This is a genomic window from Hyphomicrobium sp. 01T421 (genome assembly GCF_056398805.1).
The window spans coordinates 1,574,610-1,594,586 of sequence record NZ_JBFTQC010000001.1; the positions used below are offsets into that span (position 1 = coordinate 1,574,610).

19 protein-coding genes are annotated in these 19,977 nt (G+C 60.6%); 11 read left to right on the forward strand and 8 right to left on the reverse strand.

What is annotated here, in order from left to right; all coding sequences use genetic code 11:
- Positions 1-2: 2 nt before the first annotated feature.
- Positions 3-2,384, reverse strand: a complete 2,382-nt coding sequence (locus AC1DK3_RS07160; RefSeq protein ID WP_477191551.1) for a heavy metal translocating P-type ATPase — start codon at positions 2,382-2,384, stop codon at positions 3-5.
- Between the two features lie 95 nt (positions 2,385-2,479).
- Here AC1DK3_RS07160 and AC1DK3_RS07165 point away from each other — a divergent pair, with 95 nt between their 5' ends.
- Entirely contained in the window at positions 2,480-2,755 is a 276-nt protein-coding gene (locus AC1DK3_RS07165) for a metal-sensitive transcriptional regulator (protein ID WP_477191552.1), read from the forward strand.
- A gap of 264 nt (positions 2,756-3,019) precedes the next feature.
- Positions 3,020-4,111 carry a L,D-transpeptidase gene (locus AC1DK3_RS07170; RefSeq protein ID WP_477191553.1) on the forward strand — a complete coding sequence of 364 codons (1,092 nt, stop codon included), beginning with the start codon at positions 3,020-3,022 and terminating at the stop codon, positions 4,109-4,111.
- Here the strand turns inward: AC1DK3_RS07170 and AC1DK3_RS07175 are convergent.
- Positions 4,108-4,566 carry a cupin domain-containing protein gene (locus AC1DK3_RS07175; RefSeq protein WP_477191554.1) on the reverse strand — a complete coding sequence of 153 codons (459 nt, stop codon included), beginning with the start codon at positions 4,564-4,566 and terminating at the stop codon, positions 4,108-4,110. The two genes, AC1DK3_RS07170 and AC1DK3_RS07175, sit on opposite strands and share 4 nt — an antisense overlap.
- Before the next feature lie 138 nt (positions 4,567-4,704).
- Between AC1DK3_RS07175 and AC1DK3_RS07180 the strand changes: the two genes are divergently transcribed.
- Complete coding sequence (locus AC1DK3_RS07180) at positions 4,705-5,718, forward strand: AraC family transcriptional regulator (protein ID WP_477191555.1); 1,014 nt, start codon at positions 4,705-4,707, stop codon at positions 5,716-5,718.
- Positions 5,719-5,748: 30 nt separating this feature from the next.
- On the opposite strand, the gene AC1DK3_RS07185 is transcribed toward AC1DK3_RS07180, so the two are convergent.
- Positions 5,749-6,228: a CYTH domain-containing protein gene (locus AC1DK3_RS07185; protein WP_477191556.1), complete on the reverse strand. Its 480-nt coding sequence runs from the start codon at positions 6,226-6,228 to the stop codon at positions 5,749-5,751.
- A 242-nt stretch (positions 6,229-6,470) separates the two neighbouring features.
- Here AC1DK3_RS07185 and AC1DK3_RS07190 point away from each other — a divergent pair, with 242 nt between their 5' ends.
- A complete protein-coding gene (locus AC1DK3_RS07190) occupies positions 6,471-7,265 on the forward strand; it encodes an SDR family NAD(P)-dependent oxidoreductase (protein ID WP_477191557.1) in 795 nt (264 codons plus the stop codon).
- Between the two features lie 62 nt (positions 7,266-7,327).
- Here AC1DK3_RS07190 and AC1DK3_RS07195 read toward each other — a convergent pair whose 3' ends face one another.
- On the reverse strand, positions 7,328-7,588 hold the full coding sequence (locus AC1DK3_RS07195) for a hypothetical protein (RefSeq protein WP_477191558.1): 261 nt from the start codon (positions 7,586-7,588) through the stop codon (positions 7,328-7,330).
- Between the two features lie 84 nt (positions 7,589-7,672).
- The gene (locus AC1DK3_RS07200) at positions 7,673-8,380 is read right to left on the reverse strand and encodes a CAP domain-containing protein (RefSeq protein WP_477191559.1); all 708 of its coding nucleotides are present in this window, start codon (positions 8,378-8,380) and stop codon (positions 7,673-7,675) included.
- A 249-nt stretch (positions 8,381-8,629) separates the two neighbouring features.
- Here AC1DK3_RS07200 and parC point away from each other — a divergent pair, with 249 nt between their 5' ends.
- Together parC and AC1DK3_RS07210 are read left to right on the forward strand one after the other, a co-directional pair.
- Positions 8,630-10,879: a DNA topoisomerase IV subunit A gene (gene parC, locus AC1DK3_RS07205; protein WP_477191560.1), complete on the forward strand. Its 2,250-nt coding sequence runs from the start codon at positions 8,630-8,632 to the stop codon at positions 10,877-10,879.
- 59 nt (positions 10,880-10,938) lie between these two features.
- Positions 10,939-11,406, forward strand: a complete 468-nt coding sequence (locus AC1DK3_RS07210) for a hypothetical protein (protein WP_477191561.1) — start codon at positions 10,939-10,941, stop codon at positions 11,404-11,406.
- 11 nt (positions 11,407-11,417) lie between these two features.
- Here AC1DK3_RS07210 and AC1DK3_RS07215 read toward each other — a convergent pair whose 3' ends face one another.
- Both AC1DK3_RS07215 and AC1DK3_RS07220 read right to left on the reverse strand, forming a co-directional pair.
- Complete coding sequence (locus tag AC1DK3_RS07215) at positions 11,418-12,179, reverse strand: arginyltransferase (RefSeq protein ID WP_477191562.1); 762 nt, start codon at positions 12,177-12,179, stop codon at positions 11,418-11,420.
- A gap of 386 nt (positions 12,180-12,565) precedes the next feature.
- A complete protein-coding gene (locus tag AC1DK3_RS07220) occupies positions 12,566-12,793 on the reverse strand; it encodes a hypothetical protein (RefSeq protein WP_477191563.1) in 228 nt (75 codons plus the stop codon).
- Between the two features lie 420 nt (positions 12,794-13,213).
- Between AC1DK3_RS07220 and AC1DK3_RS07225 the strand changes: the two genes are divergently transcribed.
- The 3 genes from AC1DK3_RS07225 (at position 13,214) to AC1DK3_RS07235 (ending at position 15,140) form a co-directional block, all read left to right on the forward strand.
- Positions 13,214-13,420, forward strand: coding sequence for a hypothetical protein (locus AC1DK3_RS07225; protein ID WP_477191564.1), 207 nt, complete (start codon positions 13,214-13,216; stop codon positions 13,418-13,420).
- An 88-nt stretch (positions 13,421-13,508) separates the two neighbouring features.
- Entirely contained in the window at positions 13,509-14,798 is a 1,290-nt protein-coding gene (locus AC1DK3_RS07230) for an O-acetylhomoserine aminocarboxypropyltransferase (RefSeq protein WP_477191565.1), read from the forward strand.
- 21 nt (positions 14,799-14,819) lie between these two features.
- Entirely contained in the window at positions 14,820-15,140 is a 321-nt protein-coding gene (locus AC1DK3_RS07235; protein WP_339084431.1) for a hypothetical protein, read from the forward strand.
- Positions 15,141-15,202: 62 nt separating this feature from the next.
- Here AC1DK3_RS07235 and AC1DK3_RS07240 read toward each other — a convergent pair whose 3' ends face one another.
- Positions 15,203-17,011 (reverse strand): PHA/PHB synthase family protein, encoded by a 1,809-nt coding sequence (locus AC1DK3_RS07240; RefSeq protein ID WP_477191566.1) that lies wholly within the window; start codon positions 17,009-17,011, stop codon positions 15,203-15,205.
- Positions 17,012-17,413: 402 nt separating this feature from the next.
- Here AC1DK3_RS07240 and AC1DK3_RS07245 point away from each other — a divergent pair, with 402 nt between their 5' ends.
- Together AC1DK3_RS07245 and AC1DK3_RS07250 are read left to right on the forward strand one after the other, a co-directional pair.
- Positions 17,414-18,640, forward strand: coding sequence for an LL-diaminopimelate aminotransferase (locus AC1DK3_RS07245; RefSeq protein WP_477191567.1), 1,227 nt, complete (start codon positions 17,414-17,416; stop codon positions 18,638-18,640).
- A 9-nt stretch (positions 18,641-18,649) separates the two neighbouring features.
- Positions 18,650-19,975, forward strand: coding sequence for a homoserine dehydrogenase (locus tag AC1DK3_RS07250; RefSeq protein ID WP_477191568.1), 1,326 nt, complete (start codon positions 18,650-18,652; stop codon positions 19,973-19,975).
- The last annotated feature ends 2 nt before the right edge of the window (positions 19,976-19,977 follow it).

The window sequence follows — 19,977 nt, forward strand, 5'->3', positions numbered from 1 at the left end:
GGCTAGCCAATGTCGGTGTGGCGAAGCCGAAGCGCATTCGCGATCACACTCACCGACGACAGCGCCATCGCCGCCGCAGCGATGATTGGGGAGAGCAGCAATCCGAAGACCGGGTACAGGACACCCGCTGCAATCGGCACGCCCGCCGCGTTATAGACGAAGGCGAAGAACAGGTTCTGCCGGATATTCGACATCGTCGCTTCCGAGAGTTCCCGCGCTCGTGCGATCCCTTCGAGGTCGCCTTTCACGAGGGTAATGCCGGCGCTTTCGATAGCAACGTCCGTGCCGGTTCCCATCGCGATCCCGACGTCGGCCGCGGCGAGCGCCGGCGCATCGTTGACGCCGTCGCCGGCCATCGCCACCGCGCGACCCTTGCGCCTGAGTTCAGCAACGAAATTCGCCTTATCCTCCGGCAAAACGTCGGCCTTAACGTCGTCGATGCCGAGCTTGGCGGCGACGGCCTTGGCGGTCGTCGCGTTGTCGCCCGTAAGCATGATAACGTGCACGCCGTCGGCCTTGAGCTTGCGAACCGCTGACAGCGTCGTCGCCTTGATCGGATCGGCGACCGCAATGATGCCCGCGGCTTTGCCGTCAATCGCGACGTAGACGGCCGTCGCGCCGTCGCTCCGAAGCGCGTCAGCATCGGCGGCAAGAGCCGACGTATCGATACCAGCCTCGTCGAAGATCGTACGATTGCCGATGACGACGTTGCGATTGTCGATGACGCCGGACACGCCTTTGCCCGATGGAGAAGCGAAATCGCGAACATCCGATAGTGCAATATTCCGATCCCGCGCTTCGAGCACGATGGCCGCACCGAGCGGATGCTCGCTCGCCTGCTCGAGACTGGCCGCGAGCCGCAACAGATCGGCCTCGCTGATCGATGACGCAGTGCGGATCGCCGTCACCTTGGGCTTGCCTTCCGTGAGCGTGCCGGTCTTGTCGACGACGAGCGTGTCGATTTTCTCCATGCGCTCGAGAGCCTCGGCATTCTTGATCAGCACGCCGGACTGCGCGCCACGGCCGACGCCGACCATGATCGACATCGGCGTCGCGAGCCCGAGCGCGCAAGGGCAGGCGATGATCAGAACGGAAACGGCAGCAACCAGCGCATACGAGAAGCGCGGTTCGGGGCCGAACGTCATCCAGGCGGCGAACGCAAGCACCGCAACGGCGATGACGAGCGGCACGAACCATCCGGCAACTTGATCGGCGAGGCGCTGAATGGGCGCGCGGCTGCGCTGGGCTTCGGCGACCATTTGCACGATGCGCGCGAGCATCGTATCGCGGCCGACCTTTTCGGCTCGAACGATCAGCGCGCCCGATCCGTTGATCGTGCCGCCGATGACTTTCGCTCCAACACTTTTCGAAACGGCAAGCGGTTCGCCCGTCACCATCGATTCATCGACGTTGCTTTTGCCATCGACGACGCGGCCGTCGACGGCGATGCGTTCACCAGGACGAACGCGCAGCCGGTCGCCGACAGAAATCGCCTCGATCTGCACCTCTTCGTCCGAGCCATCGGCTTTCAGAAGCCGCGCCGTCTTCGGAGCAAGATTGAGAAGGGCGCGGATAGCCCCGCTCGTTTGCTCGCGGGCCCGAAGTTCCAAGACCTGTCCGACGAGAACGAGCACGGTGATGACTGCCGCAGCTTCGAAGTAGACGGGTACGGCGCCGTCCATTCCCCGGAGCGACGGCGGAAAGAGGCCCGGGAACAGCGTGGCGACGACGCTATAGATCCACGCGACTCCCGTGCCGAGCGCGATCAGCGTGAACATGTTGAGATTGCGCGTCTCGAGCGATTTCCAGCCGCGCTCGAAGAACGGGAATCCCGCCCAGAGCACGACGGGCGTCGCGAGCGCGAACTGCACCCAGTTCGATACAGTCGGACTGATGATGTGATGCAAATTGAAAAGATGACTGCCCATCTCGAGGATGAAAACGGGAAGGGTGAGCGCCGCGCCAATCCAAAGCCGCCGCGTCATATCCTGAAGTTCGGCGTTGGGTTGGGCTTCGGCGGTAACGAGTTCTGGCTCGAGCGCCATGCCGCAGATAGGGCAGGAGCCCGGACCGGCCTGTCTGATCTCCGGATGCATCGGGCAAGTGTAAATGGCGCCCTCCGAAACGGGCTCCGCTTTCGCCGTTTCCGGTTTCAGATATTTGATTGGATCGGCGACGAACTTGGTCCGGCATCCGGCGGAGCAGAAGTAATAGGTCTTTCCATCATGATCGGCATGATGCTTCGCCGTAGTCGGATCGACGGTCATGCCGCACACCGGATCTTTCACGTTGCCGGCGGGAGTGGGCGCTGCGTGATTGTGCGAACAGCAGCTCTTTGCAGGAACGCTCTGCTTAGGTTCTGTCCTCGGTTCGTCAGCGGTCATGATGCAATTCCTTGCTGAACCCGGGCGCGCGGGGGCGTCGGGACCATCGTCGTTGGTCATTGACAGATATACCCCCATGGGGTATGCGTCAAGACATGGAGAAAGAAACCAAAGCCGCCTGTCTGAAGCGCCTGAGCCGCATCGAGGGTCAGGTTCGCGGCCTCGCCAAAATGGTGGAGGAGGGGCGTTACTGCATCGACGTCGTGACGCAGATTTCCGCCGTCCGGGCCGCTCTCCGCCGCGTCGAGGAAGAAGTGCTGCGCGATCACGTAGCCCATTGCGTGGAGCACGCCATTCAGAGCGGCGATACGGCCGATCAGCGCCGGAAGGTTGCCGAGCTGATGGACGTTCTGGGACGAACGTCGCGCTGACCGGGCAACGAGCCGGAAAACAAGGCGGCGAAGAACGCGATCTTGTCTCGGCGAATTCTTGCGCACCCGTTGACCTAACGTCTTTCCCGAACTCTGGGTTTCGTAACGGAATTTGTAATCCGGCCCCGCCCGCTGCCATCGGTTCGCCACGCGATTGACCACATCCAGCGCCAACGATGAGGCATGGAACGGTCAGGCTGCGTTGGTGTTGGTTGTGTAGTGGTTAAGCCCAGCAGTGGGTAAGCAAAGTTACGCGGGGGTTCTATGAAAGCCTTCTTTTTTGCGTTCGTCGCTGCAACGGCGATAGCCGGCGGTGCAAGTCATGTATCGGCGCAGCAGTGGGACCCTTGGGACGGTCCACGCCGTCCACCCCTGCAAGTCGTGCCAGACGACGATGATCGCTACACCGATCCCGCGGAGAGCGATCGCGATTCCGACGATCGCTACTTCGATCGTCGCGAGGGGCCGCCGAGAGCCGACGACCGTGCCGACAATCGTGCCGGAAATCGCAATGACGATCCGCGCCGCTACGATCCGCGTTACAACGGCGATCCCGACGACGGCGATGATCGAGCCGGCCCCCGTTACGACGGTCCTCGTTACAGCGATCCGAGACCGACCGATCGGGATTACTTCAACGATCAGCGATATCCGGCATCGCGCTATGACCAACGCGATGATTATGGCGCGTGGGACGCCGCACCCTCCGCTGACGAAGAAGCCCGTCTCAGCAAGACACCCGGAAGGAATGGCGGCGACAAACCCTACATCCGCGCCGTCGCGCCGGCACAGGTGGCATTCAGCGGACCCTATTCCCCGGGGTCGATCGTCATCGATACCGGCGCGCGCAAGCTCTACTACGTGCTGAGCGCGACGTCGGCCTACGCCTATTCCATCGGCGTCGGCCGCCAGGGCTTTACGTGGACCGGTAAGGAAAAGGTCTCACGCGTTGCCGATTGGCCGGATTGGTATCCGCCCGCCGACATGCGGCGGCGAAAACCTGAGCTGCCGGAGCGCATGCTCGGCGGTATTCGCAATCCGCTCGGCGCAAAGGCCATCTATCTCGGCAATACGCTTTACCGAATTCATGGCACCAACGACCCGAAGTCGATCGGCAAGGCGGAATCGTCCGGCTGCTTCCGCATGCTGAACGAGAATGTTCTGCATCTCGCTTCGCTCGTGCGCGTTGGCACCGAAGTGACGGTCGTCCGTTCGCTCGGTGGCAGAGTAGCGTCAAATGCAAAAGCCTCGGCGTCTCGAGCGGCGACAGAAAAAGCCGCGCCGCGCGCGCGAACGTATGCTCGCGGCGCGACGGCGCCGGCCGACGATTACGATCCTTACAACGGCTGGCACTAAGCGCGTTGCGCGGCGTGGAGGGCTTTGAACTCCTCCATGCCGAGTGTCGCAATCGTATTGAGGTTGTCGTCTAGAATTTCGTAGACGACACCTTCGATGTTGCGGTTGCTGAAGAACGCGATCACATCCTCATCACCTCCACCTTCGCGATGCGGCTCGCCGTTCGCCGCCCCGGCAACATAAGCCCCGGTCGGGCGGATCTCCTTCAATTGGCCGTTGGCGTCGTAAATGTGCAGCTCCCCGCGGAGCGTCAGCGTGATGTAGTCGGCCCTGTGCCGGTGGAGCACGATCTGGGCATTGGCGTCGAACTTGAACAGAATATCGACGATGCGCTTTTGCTCATCGACTGCGCAAATGTGATAGGCGAGGTGCGGAAAACCGTCGAGCGTATGCCAAGTGATATGATCTTCGAACGGAACCGTCATCGCGGGTGTCGCCTGTAGGACAGTGGTCATGGGTCACCCCGGTTTCTTGGTTAGGACGTGAATGCGCGCATCGATGATGCTCGCTCATAACGCCAACGTGACTTGAAGCCCATTCGCCCGCTTGCCATTTTGCGCCAAATTCGTTGGAATTTGCATTGGGCAGTGTGCATGGCGCCTCGTCTTTCAGGAGTAACACGAGCGAGTTCCCTGGGCCCGATCGCGACTTTCATGGAATGCCAGGGCGGGTCGATCGCACGCGTTCTTCGCAAGGTCGATTTGCCGTTCGCAATTCTCGAGCAGCGGGAATTGATTGTGCCGCTCCGGGAACAGTTTCGGCTGCTCGAGAAGGCGGCCCGCGATACCGGCGACGCTTATTTCGGCGCGCGTCTCGGCCGAGCCGTGAAGAGCCAGGATCTGAGCGCGTTCGGAGCTTGGGTATGCAAGGCAGAGACACTGAGCCAAGCGATGATGCGCGCCCACTCCGGCCTGAACGTTATGCTGCAGACGTCGACCGTCCTCACCGTCTCGCGTCACGGATCGCGCGTCCGCTGGTCGATCGAGTTCATCGAGCCGGAGACGGAAGGGCGTCACCACAACGAATTTCTCGCATTGGGATACGCCATCGATATCGTGCGCGGTTATGCGGGGCCCAGATGGCGGCCGAGCGTGGTGATGACGGCGCTTCCCCTCTGCTCACCCCGCGCTCCCCTTGAAGACATTTTCGGAGCGAATGTCTCGCACGGGCATGCCGTTCCGGCGATCGAGTTCGATGCGTCCCTCCTCGGGAACACGATCTATTCGGGAGGATCGGTATCGGATGAATGCGATGCCCGTAGCGAGCCGCCCGGCCCCCGCCAAAGCGACGTCCTGGCGACGACGGCGGCGGTGACCGAGCTTGCATTGCACGAGGGCTATCCCCGCATCGATTGGGTCGCCGCCAAGCTCGGAACGACGTCCAGGTCGCTTCAACGCCGGCTGAGCGCGCACGGCACCTCGTTCATCGAACTGGTGGACGATCTGCTGAGCCGCAACGCGAAGCGGTTGCTGCTGGAGAGTGAAACGGCGGTGACCGATATCGCGCTGAGGCTCGGCTACTCTGACCCGGCGCATTTCACCCGCGCGTTCCGCCGGTGGACGGGGCTATCGCCAAGCGCATATCGCCAAGCGGCGCTGCGCATCTGAAGGCAGCCTTTGGCCCGCCGCATCCGGTGGCTAGCCGTTCTTGGTCCAGGTCGTGAATGGCGTGCGGGCGAGGCTCGAATTTTCATAGCGGGGATTGTTCGTCACCTCTTCACCGATCCACGGAGGAAGGGCGATCGACTGATCGGCGCTCTTCAATTCGATCTCGGCAAGCACCAAACCGTCGTTCGCGCCTCCGAATACGTCGACGGTCCAGATGTTGCCCTTGAAGGGGACGTCGTAGCGAACCTTCGTGATGGGCGGTTCGATGCTGAACTCGCGTATCATCTCGACGGCGTCGGCCTCCGGTATTTTATATTCGAATTCGTGGCGCGACAGTCCGCCTACCGCGCTCTTCAATGTGATGTAGGCGTTGTCGCCAAAAATGCGGATGCGGCCCTTGACGTGCGGCGTGCGCGCGAAATAGGCCTGCTCGATAGGCGCGGAACCGATCTCCGATTGCCGCCAGCTGTCGTCGCGTACAACAAATTTTCGTTCGATCTCGATTGCCATTCGATCTCCGACCACCTGCGTGCGTTAAACGGCTGACGCCTCCAGACAAGTGGGGCGGCCGATCGTCGAAGTCCACCGTAGCGGATGTATGCAAAGATTGCGTATCCGCCGTGATGGTAAATCGGCGTGATACCGAAACTTCGCCCGTGCTAGAGCTCACGGGGTACACGTCGCCACGAAAGCCATTTGAAATTATTCAAATTCCGGCCTGAAACTGCATCAATGACAATTGGATTGATCCCATGAAGGTAGACCTCACGAATATGACGGCGGTTGTGACGGGATCCACGGGCGGCATCGGCCTCGCGATCGCAAAGGGCCTGGCGCACGCGGGAGCGAAAGTCGTGGTCAATGGCCGGAAGCAGGAAACGGTCGATAAAGGCATCGCGGCGATCCACGCCAGCGTCAACGCCGCGGCCGTCACCGGAGTTGCCGCCGACGTATCGACAGCCGCGGGCTGCGACGCGCTTGCGAAGGCGGTGCCGTCCGTCGACATCCTGATCAACAATGCCGGCATCTTCGAGCCGAAGCCGTTCTTCGAAATTACAGACGCCGACTGGTCGCGCTATTTCGAAACGAATGTGATGTCGGGCGTGCGTTTGTCGCGTGCCTACATGCCCGGCATGCTCGAACGAAACTGGGGCCGCATCATTTTCATATCGTCGGAGTCGGCCGTGAATATCCCGCCGGAGATGATCCAGTACGGAGTGACGAAAACGGCGCAGCTCTCGCTGACGCAAGGCCTTGCTCAGCTGACGGCCGGAACGAATGTCACCGTCAACGCCGTGCTGCCAGGCCCGACGAGATCCGAGGGCGTCGATCAATTTCTGAACGAGATGGCCGCCGCTACAGGCAAAACCCCCGATGAAATGGCTGCAACATTCGTGCAGACGCATCGGCCCGCGTCGCTCCTCCAGCGCTTCGCGACCGTAGAGGAAGTCGCGAATATGGTCGTCTACGCCGCGTCGAAGGAAGCCTCCGCCACGAACGGCGCGGCTCTTCGTGTCGAAGGCGGCATCCTGAGAACAATCGGCTAGGTCGAAAGAAAAAGCCGTCCGTCGTTGGGCGGGCGGCTCATAAGCGTGGCTCGACTGAACGCCTAATCCGATGGCGCGCTGCGGGGAACGTCGATTTTTACGCCGGGCGCCTCTACGCGCGTTCCCTGGCTGTCTTTTTCGACGTGCGCGAAGGGCGCATCGACTTTCGTCTCGCCAGTCGCCTTGTTGGTTTCGACGCGAACGGCAGGGATATCGACCAGCACGTCGGATTGAGTGCGCTGATACGCGGCAACTCCGCCGACGACTGCAATGACAGCCAGGGTGCTTAGACCCAGGTAAATCATGAGGTGGCGTGCTTCCATGATGTTTCTCATTCCCGTTTCAAAGAATAAGTAGAAACGCTGGGGCTCCGAAAGTGTTCCTCGCCGGAAGAGATGCCGCGGCCGCTAAGGAGTTTGCCCGTGCGCGGAAACTTCCAACGTCGTCCCGCCGATGGCGGTCGATTTCAGCGTGTAAACCTTCTTGTTCTCAGGACGCGTACGGCCGATTTCCGTCGCGTTCGAAAACCACCCGCCTTGTTTCGATAGGACGAGTTCCCCCTGAGAGCAGGCGGTGATTGAAACCGATGTGTTGGGTTTCAAATCGCGCGTCTTACCGTCGAACGAATAGCTGACGCCCGTGTTCGATAAATTGAACAGCTTGAAGCTGTAGATTTCTGTCGCAGGCCGTCCGAAGAGTTCGACGGCAATGAACTTTGGCTTCGGCCCAGGCGCACGCGCAACGCCAACGCCGATTTCGGTGACGGAAGCCCTCATGATGTTGGCGCGGTGCGGTGGTGAATTCATCCAGCCCGCAACCGCTTGGAGAGCGAGAGCGCCGGTGTCGAAGCCCCGGCTGTCCTGATCCATCGCGAGATTTTCGGCAATATCGCAATGCTTATAGCCGGCGCTTTCCGCGCGTTGAGCAGGCGTGCGGCCGTCGGCGGTATGAGAGAACGTGCCGCTGCGCGCCACCCGCTCGGCGTAGGCGCGCGCCGCATTCGCCAGCAACGCGTTGATTTTTAAAGCCGGCTGTTTCTGTTCTTGCCGCGCCTTATTCGTGAGTTCGACGATGTGCTGTTCGACCTGCGGCAGGTCGGGCACCAGTGCAGCCATTACCGATTGCGTTCCTGCTGAGCTTCAGGTGTCGAAGATCTAGCCGCGGGAATACCTTGGCGCCATCGGTCGCGTCCAGATGCAAATCCCCTCATTGTGGAACAGTGGCCGCCAGGCACCGGCTGCGGCATGCCAACTTGCGCCCAAATGGCGCGGCGCGTGCGTCTTAGCTGTTGGCGGTCACGACCGAAGGTCGCCCATGGTCGCTCAGAACTTGAGAGCGCCTCGGAGGCACTGTAGGGATGCGCCATGACCACAAAACCGATTCTGCCGGGCGAGGGCCCGATCGAGCCAGTCGAGCTCCGGACCGCTCTCGAAGAGCGTTATCTCGCTTATGCTCTGTCGACGATTATGCACCGCGCGCTGCCGGATGTGCGCGACGGCATGAAGCCTGTCCATCGCCGCATCCTCTACGCGATGCGCGAACTGCGGCTCAATCCCGAGGGTGGCTACATCAAGTGCGCCAAGATCGTCGGCGACGTGATGGGTAACTACCATCCGCACGGCGATATGGCGATCTACGACGCGCTGGCGCGCCTCGCGCAGGATTTCGCCGTACGCTATCCGCTTGTCGACGGGCAGGGAAACTTCGGCAACATCGACGGCGATAACCCGGCCGCCGGCAGGTACACCGAAGCGCGCATGACCGAGACTGCGGCGCTGATCCTCGAGGGCATCGACGAGGACACGGTCGACTTCCGCCCGAACTACGATGGCCGCGTCGAAGAACCGGTCGTCCTGCCGGCAGCCTTTCCGAATCTGCTCGCCAACGGCTCTACCGGCATCGCCGTCGGCATGGCGACAAGCATCCCGCCGCATAACGTCGACGAGCTGTGCGCGGCGGTCTTGCATCTGATCAAGCACCCGAACGCGACGATCGAGAAGCTCGTCGAAATGATTCCGGGACCCGATTTCCCGACGGGCGGCGTCATCGTCGAGCCTCGCGAGCAGATACTCGAAGCCTACAAGACGGGCCGCGGCGGCTTCCGCGTCAGGGCGCGATGGACGAAGGAAGAAACCACGCGTGGCGGCTATCAGGTCGTCGTCACCGAAATTCCCTATGGCGTGCAGAAGGCGAAGCTCGTCGAGAAAATCGCCGACCTGATGAGCGAGAAAAAGTTGCCGCTCCTCGGCGATGTGCGTGATGAAAGCGCGGAAGAGATCCGTCTCATCCTCGAGCCGAAGACCCGCGCCGTCGATGCCGTTTTGCTTATGGAAAGTCTGTTCCGCCTGACCGAGCTCGATGTCCGCGTCAGCCTCAACATGAACGTGCTGTCGAGCGGCCAGATCCCGAACGTGCTCAATCTGCGTGACGTGCTCTGGCAGTGGCTCGAGCATCGCATCGAGGTTCTGGTTCGCCGCTCGACGCATCGGCTGCAGAAGATCGAGCATCGCCTCGAAGTTCTCGCTGGCTATCTGATCGCCTTCCTCAACCTCGATGAGGTGATCCGCATCGTCCGCTACGAGGACGATCCGAAAGCAAAGCTGATCTCGAAATTCAGCCTCAGCGAAGTGCAGGCTGAAGCCATCCTGAACTTGCGGCTGCGTTCGCTGTCGAAGCTCGAGGAAGTCGAGATCCGCGCCGAGCACGATAAGCTTTCGAAAGAGCGCCGCGAGCTGAAACAGCTTCTGAAATCGGAAGAGCTGCAGTGGGAGCACGTCGCCGCAGAGGTCAAGGAGACGCGCGAGAAATACTCGAAGAAGACGGCTCTCGGTAAGCGCCGTTCCACGTTCGACGACGCACCCGAGGTCGAAGTCGATCTCGCGGCCGCCCTCGTCGAGAAGGAACCGGTAACGGTTATCCTGTCCGAAAAGGGCTGGGTGCGCGCGCTCAAGGGCCATCAGGACGACCTGTCGAAACTCGAATTCAAGCAGGGCGACGAACTGAAGCGCGCCTTGAAAGCCTTCACGACGGATAAGCTCGTCCTGTTTGCGACCAACGGCCGGTTCTTCACTCTCGAAGCCAACGCCCTTCCGGGCGGCCGAGGCCACGGCGAGCCGTTGCGCCTCATGATCGAGCTCGAAGAAAACCACGACGTCGCGGAAATCTTCGTTCACGATCCATCGCGGAAGCTGCTCGTGGCGTCGACGGGCGGCTATGGATTTATCGTCCCCGAGGAAGAAGTCATCGCCTCCACGCGCAAGGGCAAGCAGATCCTCAACGTCACGGAGCCTGAGGAGGCGCGCGTCTGCGTTCCGGTCGAGGGCGATCACGTCGCGACCATCGGTGAAAACCGCAAGCTCCTGATCTTCAAGCTCGACGAGGTCAACGAAATGACGCGCGGTAAAGGCGTCATCCTTCAGCGCTTCAAGGACGGCGCGCTGTCCGACGCCCGCGTCTTCAAGAAATCCGCGGGCTTGACCTGGCTCGACAGTGCGAGCCGCGAATTTACTCTGTCTTGGAGCGAACTGAAGGAGTGGGCTGGGGAGCGCGCGCAGGCGGGCAAGGTGGCGCCGAAGGGTTTCCCACGCTCCAATTCATTCGGGCCGCGCTTTTAATTCAGGGTGTTGATTGACGGCGCTTGTCGCTTTGCGTGCGCAAAGCTACGACTGCCGGCATGGGTGGGTTCAGAGGACGGGCGGCCATCGCCGCTGGAATAGGTATGGCGATCGTTTCGTGCTGCTCCGGTCTTCGGGCAGACGAAACGCCGGCGACCTGCGCCAAGGAAGATTTCGAGTCTGTCGTCGAAGTGGCATCCGGCAGCCTACGCGACTTGAACAACCAGAACCGGCCCGTCTTTCAGGAGAAGCTGCGCGAGCTCAAGGACAAGCGCAACTGGACGCACGACGACTTCATCGTCCAGGCAAGGCCGTTCGTGAAAGACGAAAAGACGGCTGTTTACGATAAGACGGCGGACGAATTGCTATCCGCGATCGCGTCGATGGGCCAGGAAGGCGCCGCTGCCGAATCGCCCGACTGCGCCTTGCTGCTCGAGCTTCGCGCACGCATGAAGATGCTGGTCGACACGCAATCGGCGAAGTGGGATTACATGTTCGAAAAACTCGATGCCGAACTCGCGAAATAGCAACTTCGGCTTCAGTCTTCGTCGCGGCCTTCAACGCGTTCCCACCGGTCGGGCCCAAGGCGCTCCTGCGGTTTGAAGCGGGTTTTGTAGGCCATTTTACGCGAACCATCGATCCAGTAACCGAGATACACGTGCGGTAGCCCGATGCGTCGGGCGAACGCGATGTGCTCGAGGATCATGTAGGTGCCGAGGCCGGCGTCGGCGTCCGCGGGATCGTAAAAACTGTAGACCATCGAGATGCCGTCCGTGAGCCGGTCGCAGAGAGCGATAGCCTTCAGCGGCCAAGAGTCGAAATCGAGATCCGTCGCGTCCGCCGGCTTCTGCCGGTATTCGGTGAGGAAAGTCTCGATCACCGTATCTTCGACCATCATCCGATAGTCGAGGATCGTCATGTCCGCCATTCCGCCGTCGCTGTGCCGCGCGTCGATGTATGCGCGGAAGAGCTTGAACTGCTCCATCGTCGGCGTCGGCGCCGTGCGCTGTGCGATCAGCGAAGAGTTTCTGTTCCAGCTCCTGCGCATAGACCGGTCCGGCTGGAATTCATCGACGAGCACGCGCACCGAGATGCAGGCCTGGCAGCCTTCGCAATAGGGCACGTACGCAATGTTCTGGCTGCGCCGAAATCCCGTCGTCAGAAGGCGGTCGACCAGCTCCGGCGGCTTGTCGTGGGTCAAATGCGTGAAGAGCTTTCGCTCAAGCCTGCCCGGCAAATAAGGACAAGGCTGCGGAGCGGTTACATAGAACTCTGGAAACTTCTTTTGCTGCTCCGTCATTCCGACGCGTCCCTCGGGCTCGAACCGATCGCAGATGATTGGAGTAAGAAGAGCCCAAATTCAAGGTATCGGTGATAGCCCCGCAGCAACAATAATGAACCCGCAGGCAAATTTATCCGGTTGCGCGAGAAAAGATTAGTTATTTCAAAAATTGGTCTAATGCGGTGAGAACAACCCACTACTAATTGCAAGCAAAAGCCCCCTACCATCCAGGAAGATGCAAAACTGGATTGCACCATACCAAGCCCGTGCTGAACGCGGCATGAAAAACGGCGCGCAGCGAAAAATGGCATAAGGGATCGCAAGCGGAGCGCAGCACGTGTCGCGCTCCAGCGACAGGCAAGTCGACCTGCAAGCGATGAGTAGCTGATAAAACTTGAGGCCAGCTAAACCTTGAGCGTCGGTCCCGCGGTGCCACTTGGCGCGTCGCGGATGTCATCGGCTCCAACTTGGCTTGCGAGCGCGTAAAGCGTGCACGCCAGCACGACGGCGACGATGATGATGCCCATCCAGAGCGCCGAGCGCCGGACAAACCAACCGACGGTTGGTGTTTGAGATGCGCGTACGCTGTCGAACGCTGCACTTTGGGCTGCCTCAGCCCCTTGATTAATCATATGCCGATCTGCCGCCTTACAAGTCCGCCCCGCGACTTTACCCCGGTCACATCGCTCCGACCCCCGACTTCGCACAAGATCGGTCTTGGTCGTTCCGGCAAAATTCGAATCAATTGTTGCCTTCGCGCTGCTTATCGAATGCGATGCCCATCCTGACAAGGCAAAACTGTGGCGCATGCGATACGATTTGCTGCGCGTTGCGGGGTGTTTCGGCAACATTGCCGCGACAAATGTAACGTGACTTCAAAATAGGCAAGGACTGCGACAGCCGTGTTCTTGTGCAATGCATTATTTCCTACATACTTTGGCTATTCTTCCCGCTTCTTCCCGGGAATGAACAAAAAGCAGACTCGAGGAAACCGCCCAGGGCTAAACGGACCGCTTTAACGAGCGGTCGGCAGACCTACACCTGGAGGTCCTATGATTGAGCTTGTCGTCGCCGTCTGCATGGTTGATCAGCCGTCCCGTTGCAGAGATGTCACCCTGAATTTCGAGGGCGAGAGCGTCAGCGCGCAGCAGTGCATGTCGAGCGGCCAGATCGAGATGGCGAAATGGATCGGGGAACACCCCAACTGGACCATTCAGAAGTGGCACTGCGGGATTGCCGGGCAATTCGCAAAACTTTGAATCGGTGTGGACGAGCTTAACCAGTTGACAGGCGAGCCCTGACTCGGCTCCTCCTTCGCGGCAACTTCGCGACCAGGAGCCACAGGTTATGTCGTCCACGCCAACCCAGAAATTCGCGACTGCTGCAGTTCATGCAGGGGCGACACCTGATCCGACGACCGGCGCGCGCGCAACGCCGATCTACCAGACCACATCCTACGTATTTAACGATGTCGACCACGCCGCGGCGCTGTTCGGGCTACAGGCGTTTGGAAACATCTACACCCGCATAACGAACCCCACACAATCGGTGTTGGAGGCACGCCTCGCAGCGCTTGAAGACGGTTCCGCCGCACTTGCGGTCGCGTCCGGGCATGCCGCGCAGCTCTTGACGTTCCACACGCTTCTCGAGACGGGTGACGAGTTCGTGGCTGGACGGCAGCTCTACGGCGGCTCGGTCAATCAGTTCAATCACGCGTTCAAGAAGTTCGGCTGGCAGGTCGCATGGGCCGATGCCAAGGATCCGGCATCCATCGCCGCCGCGATCACGCCTCGGACGCGGGCCATCTTCTGCGAGAGCATCGCCAATCCCGGCGGAATTGTCGTTGATCTTCCAGCCATCGCTGCAATCGCCAAAAAGGCAGGCGTTCCCTTCATCGTCGATAACACGCTTGCTACGCCCTATCTCTGCAAGCCCAAGGATTTTGGCGCCGATATCGTCCTCCATAGCCTCACGAAGTTCATCGGTGGCCATGGCAACTCGATCGGCGGCGCCATTGTCGATTGCGGAACCTTCGACTGGCAGGGAAGCCGCCATCGCTATAAATCGCTGGTCGACCCGAACCCCTCCTACAATGGCGTGAAGCTAGCGGAAGCTTTCGGCCCGATGGCCTTTGCCATCGCCGCGCGCGTCCTGGGACTGCGCGACCTCGGCCCCGCGATCTCACCATTCAACGCCTTCCTCTTACTGACCGGTGTTGAGACGTTGCCGCTTCGAATGCAACGCCAGTCGGACAGCGCTCTGGCCGTTGCGAAGTGGCTCAATGCCCATCCCAAAATTGCCTGGGTCAGCTACGCTGGGCTTGAGGGAAGCCCGAGCCACGAAATCCAGAAAAAGATTTGTCCAAAAGGTGCGGGAGCCGTCTTCACCTTCGGCGTCAAAGGCGGATATGAAGCGGGCGTGAAGCTGGTTTCGGGGTTGAAGCTCTTCAGCCTTCTGGCCAACATCGGGGATACGCGAAGCCTCGTCATTCATCCGGCGTCGACGACGCATCGGCAGCTACAGGATGACGAGCAAATAGCCGCCGGAGCGGGGCCTGACGTTGTGAGGCTATCGATCGGTATCGAGGATATAGACGATATTATCGGCGATCTTGAACAGGCGCTCACTGCTGTTTGAGACGCCGGCAGGAAAGGAACCATGAACCATCAGCTTGTCCTCCAGTTTCAGGGCGACGACGACGACACTCTCGAGAGGGTCATCGCGCTCGAGGATCGCCTGATCGAAGCCCTAGGCAACTCGACCTCGGCTGAAGTCGACGGCCACGAGCCGGGAGAAGGCGTCATCAATCTCATCCTGCTCGCGAAGAATGCAGCGAAGGTCTGGGAAAAGATCGAGCCGATCGTCGAGGACGCGGCCGATGAGCTCGACGTGAACGCCGTCGCATTCCGGGCAATCGACAGCGAAGAGTTTACCGTGCTCTGGCCCGTCGACTATGAAGGCGAATTCGAGTTGGCCTGATCGTCATCGCGTGTTGGGCGAGCGTACGGCGAAACGGCCGCCGCAGGCCCCAAAATCGAAGGCTAGCGAGCCTTGACGTAGGAACCAGGCGCATCCTCGATGATGCCGAGCTTCGCTCCCGGTGTGCGGGCCGGAACCCAGCCGCCGGACTGCTGCGACAGCCAATCGATCCAGTACGGCCACCACGATCCGGGATGCTCCGTGGCCGACGCTTCCCAACTGCCGACGTTCGTCATCGCCTTGCCGCCGGTCCAGTACTGGTACTTCACTTTTTCCGGCGGATTGACGACGCCCGCGATATGCCCCGAACCGGCGAGCACGAACTCGACGGGTCCGCCGAACATCTGAATGCCGCGGAAGACGGAAGCGGCCGGCGCGATATGATCCTCGCGCGTTGCGACCGAGAAAATCGGCAGCTTGATCTTTTTGAGGTCGAGCTTGATGCCGCCCAGCGTCATCTCGCCTTTCGCGAGCCGGTTCTCGTTATAGAATTCCCGTAAGTAATATTTGTGGTTGGCAGCCGCCATCCGCGTCGAGTCCTGGTTCCAGAACAGGAGGTCGAACGGGAACGGCTTCTTGCCGAGGAGATAGTTGTTGACCACGTAAGGCCAGATGAGGTCGCGCGGCCGCATCATATTGAAGACGTTGGCCATGCGCGAACCGTCGAGAAAGCCGCGCTCGTTCATCAGCGCGTCGAGGCTCGCGAGCTGCGTATCGTCGGTGAACAGCAAGAGATCGCCGGCAAGCGAAAAGTCGACCTGAGTCGTCAGCAGCGAGCAGCATTTGAAAGGCTCTTCGCCGCGCTGGGCGAGGTAAGCGAGGCCCGTCGAAAGCGCCGTGCCGCCGACGCAATAGCCGAGCGCATTGATCTGCTCGACGCCTGTCTCCTCTTGAACGGCGCGCACCGCTTCCAGAATGCCTTCGAGCACGTAGTCTTCGAACGTCTTATCGGCGAGGTGCTCGTCCGGATTGACCCACGACACGACGAATACCGTGAAGCCCTGGTCGACCACATACTTGATGAGGCTCTTCGAGGACGTCAGATCGAGGATGTAGTATTTGTTGATCCACGGCGGCACCATGATCAACGGCCGGGAACGAACCTGCTCCGTGGTGGGGGCATACTGAATGAGCTGCAAAAGCGTATTCTGAAAAACGATCTTGCCCGGCGTCGTCGCAAGGTTGCGGCCGAGTTCGAATGCGGTCGGATCGGTCTGGCTGATTTTCATCAGGTCGCCCGAACGCTTCAAATCCTCAGCCAGCAGGTTCGCCCCGTTGAGCAGGTTCTGAGCGTTGGTCGCAATCGTCTCCCGCAAGACTTCAGGATTGGTCACGGGAAAATTTGACGGAGAGTAGGCGCTCGTCAGCTGCCGCAAATAGAACTCGGCGCGATGGCGCTCGTAGGGCTCGAGGTCCGGCGTCGCCGCCAATTGATCCTCTGCCCACTTGCAGGCAAGGAGATAGGCCTGCTTGCAGAAGTCGAAGTACGGGTTGTTGTCCCATTCCGGATCTTTGAAGCGATTGTCGCCCGCGCCCGGCCGAACGAGCGGCGGCACGCCGAACCCCATCATGCGTTGAAGCACGTTGTTCCAAAGCGCCGCGAACTGCCTGACGAACTCCCCCTGCGCCTCGGTAAGCTTGACCGGATCGGCAAGCCATTTCCGCACCAGTGCTGAAATCGTTTCGGTGGCCGCGGAAAACTCGCTCGCCGGTGTATAGGGGCCGATTTTCGAGTCCGGGCGCTCGGCGAGCTGAGCAAAGGCCGCGCTTCCCCGTTCGAACGCCTTAAGCAGGTTCGACGCAAACGTTTCGGGGTCCGAGATATGATACGGAGAGAATGACGGCGGCTCTTCGTGGCTGTCTTGCGGCATGGCGACTTCAGAAGCTTTCTATTCTTGTCCCGTCGACGCAGGCTAGGCGCCCGTTCGTACCGGAACCCTGACCGACAGTGCAGTCAAGGCAGACGTCGAATCAAGGGCGAATCGGACATGCCGGCGTTTCCGATTAGGTAAGCGGAGATGGCATTACCGTGGCCGCGGCACGTTTGCTCCCGCGTTGCGAAAAATAATTGGGGGACCTGGATTTGAGGCCGTTGCATGTTGCGGCGCGCTGCGGACTGGACGGGACGTAGGGCGCAAGCGTAAAGAGGCATTCGCCGGGCCCTGTCGCGAAGAAACGCCCGGTCCGATTTGGTTCCAGCCGGGACTTTCGAGCTTCGCGCGAGAGCCGACACTAACTGCCGCCTGAGCTGCGGCGCCGAGGGGTAAAGATCTTTGAGCGAAGAGTTCCACCGCATCAAGCGCCTACCCCCTTACGTCTTTGCGGAAGTGAACCGTTTGAAGGCGGCGGCGCGCGCGCGCGGCGCTGACATCGTCGATCTCGGCATGGGCAACCCGGACATGCCGACGCCGCAACATATCGTCGACAAGCTCATCGAAACGATCAATAAGCCGCGCACGCATCGCTATTCTGCGTCGAAAGGCATACCCGGTCTCCGCAAGGCGCAGGCCGCCTACTATGAACGGCGTTTCGGTGTGAAGCTCGACCCCGAAACCGAGATCGTGGCGACGCTCGGATCGAAGGAAGGCTTCGCCAATATCGCGCAGGCCATCGCCGCGCCCGGCGACGTCGTTCTGGTGCCCAATCCGACTTATCCGATCCACACCTTCGGCTTCATCATCGCCGGCGCGTCCGTGCGCCATCTCCCGGCGAGCAACGGCGAGGATTTTCTTCGCGCGATCGAGCACGCGGTAAAGCATTCGATCCCGAAGCCGCTGGCGGTCGTGATGTCGTTCCCGTCCAATCCGACGGCGATGGTCGTGGGCCTCGATTTCTACAAAGAAGCCGTCGCGCTCGCAAAAAAGCTCGACATCATCATCCTGTCGGACATCGCCTACGCCGAACTCTATTACGACGACGTGCCGCCGCCCTCCATTTTGCAGGTGCCGGGCGCCAAAGACATCGCCGTCGAATTCACGTCGCTGTCGAAAACCTACAACATGCCGGGCTGGCGGATGGGCTTCGCCGTCGGCAACGAACGGCTGATCGGCGCGCTGGCGCGGGTGAAGTCGTATCTCGACTACGGCGCCTTCACGCCAATCCAGGTCGCAGCCGCAGCCGCTCTCAACGGTCCGCAGGAGTGCGTCGACGAAATTCGCGCGATGTACAAGAGCCGCCGCGATGTGCTCGTAGAGAGCTTCGGCAAAGCAGGCTTCCCCGTTCCGCCGCCGCCCGCCACGATGTTTGCCTGGGCGCCGGTGCCCGAGCGTTATCGGCATCTGGGCTCGGTCGAGTTCTCGAAACTGCTCATCGAAAAAGCCGATGTCGCCGTATCGCCCGGTATCGGCTTCGGCGAATATGGAGAGGGCTTCATTCGCATCGCTCTCGTCGAAAACGAGCAGCGCATTCGTCAAGCAGCGCGGTCGATCAAAAAGCTCTTTTCGGAATCAGCCGAACCTACGCAGCCCGTGTCTCATCCCAGAAAATCCGCAAGCCAATAATCATCAGCCATGAAACCTCTCAAACTTGGTATAGCCGGACTTGGCACGGTTGGCGGTGGCCTGCTGGGGCTTCTTCAGGCCAACGGCACTCACGTCGCGAACATTGTCGGCCGCGAGATCCGCGTAACCGGCATCTCCGCGCGCAACAAAGCCAAGGAGCGCGGCATCGCGGTCGATGGCGTCGAATGGTTCGATGATCCCATCGCGCTCGCACTCGATCCTTCGAACGACGTTTTCGTCGAGCTGATCGGTGGCGAAGATGGTGTCGCGAAGGCGGCGGTTGAAGCGGCATTGGGCGCCAAGAAGCATGTCGTTACCGCCAACAAGGCGCTGCTCGCAAAGCATGGCGTCGAGCTTGCGCGTCTCGCCGAAACGAACGGCGTCGCGCTGAATTTCGAAGCGGCGGTCGCAGGCGGCATTCCGGTCATCAAGACGCTGCGCGAAGCGCTCGGCGCCAATCGCGTCAAGCGCGTCTACGGCATCCTCAATGGCACCTGCAACTATATCCTGACGCAGATGCAGAGTGAAAATCGTGCGTTCGACGATGTTCTGAAGGAAGCGCAGGCGCTGGGATATGCCGAGGCTGATCCGACATTCGACATCGGCGGCTTCGACGCCGCTCACAAGCTCGCACTGTTGACGAGCCTCGCCTTCGGAACAAGGGTCGCCTTCGAGCAGATCCACGTCGAAGGCATCCAGTCGATCACCCAGGCGGATATCGAGGCGGCCGACAGCCTCGGCTATCGCATCAAGCTGCTCGGCGTATCGATGGAAACCGAAGCCGGCATCGAAGCTCGCGTTTCGCCTGTCCTGATCAACAAGGATTCCGCCATCGCCGAAGTTTCCGGTGTGACGAACGCCGTTGCGATCGACGGTAATTTTTCCGGCAATATTCTGCTCGTCGGACCAGGTGCCGGCGCGAAGCCGACCGCGTCGGCCGTCGCAGGAGACATTCTCGATATCGCGCGCGGTCTCGTCGTGCCGCCGTTCGTCACGCCCGTCGCACAGCTGAAGGCGCACCGCCGCGCCAAGCTCGATCAGCATTACGGGTCCTATTACGTCCGGCTGGCGCTCTACGATAAGCCGGGCGCCATGGCGAACGTCGCGAAAGCTATGGGCGACCGGGGTATTTCGCTAGAAAGTATCGTACAACATCGTCCGCAGACGCTGCATGCGCCGCGCGCGAGTTCGCGGGTCCAGAACCGCGCGGATCAACCGGTCATCATCATCACGCATGAGACGACCGAAGAAGCGATGCGGCTGGCTCTCGAAACGATCGAGAAGGACGGCAACGTCACCGAGCGTCCGCAGATGATACGAATTGAAGAGCTTTAGGA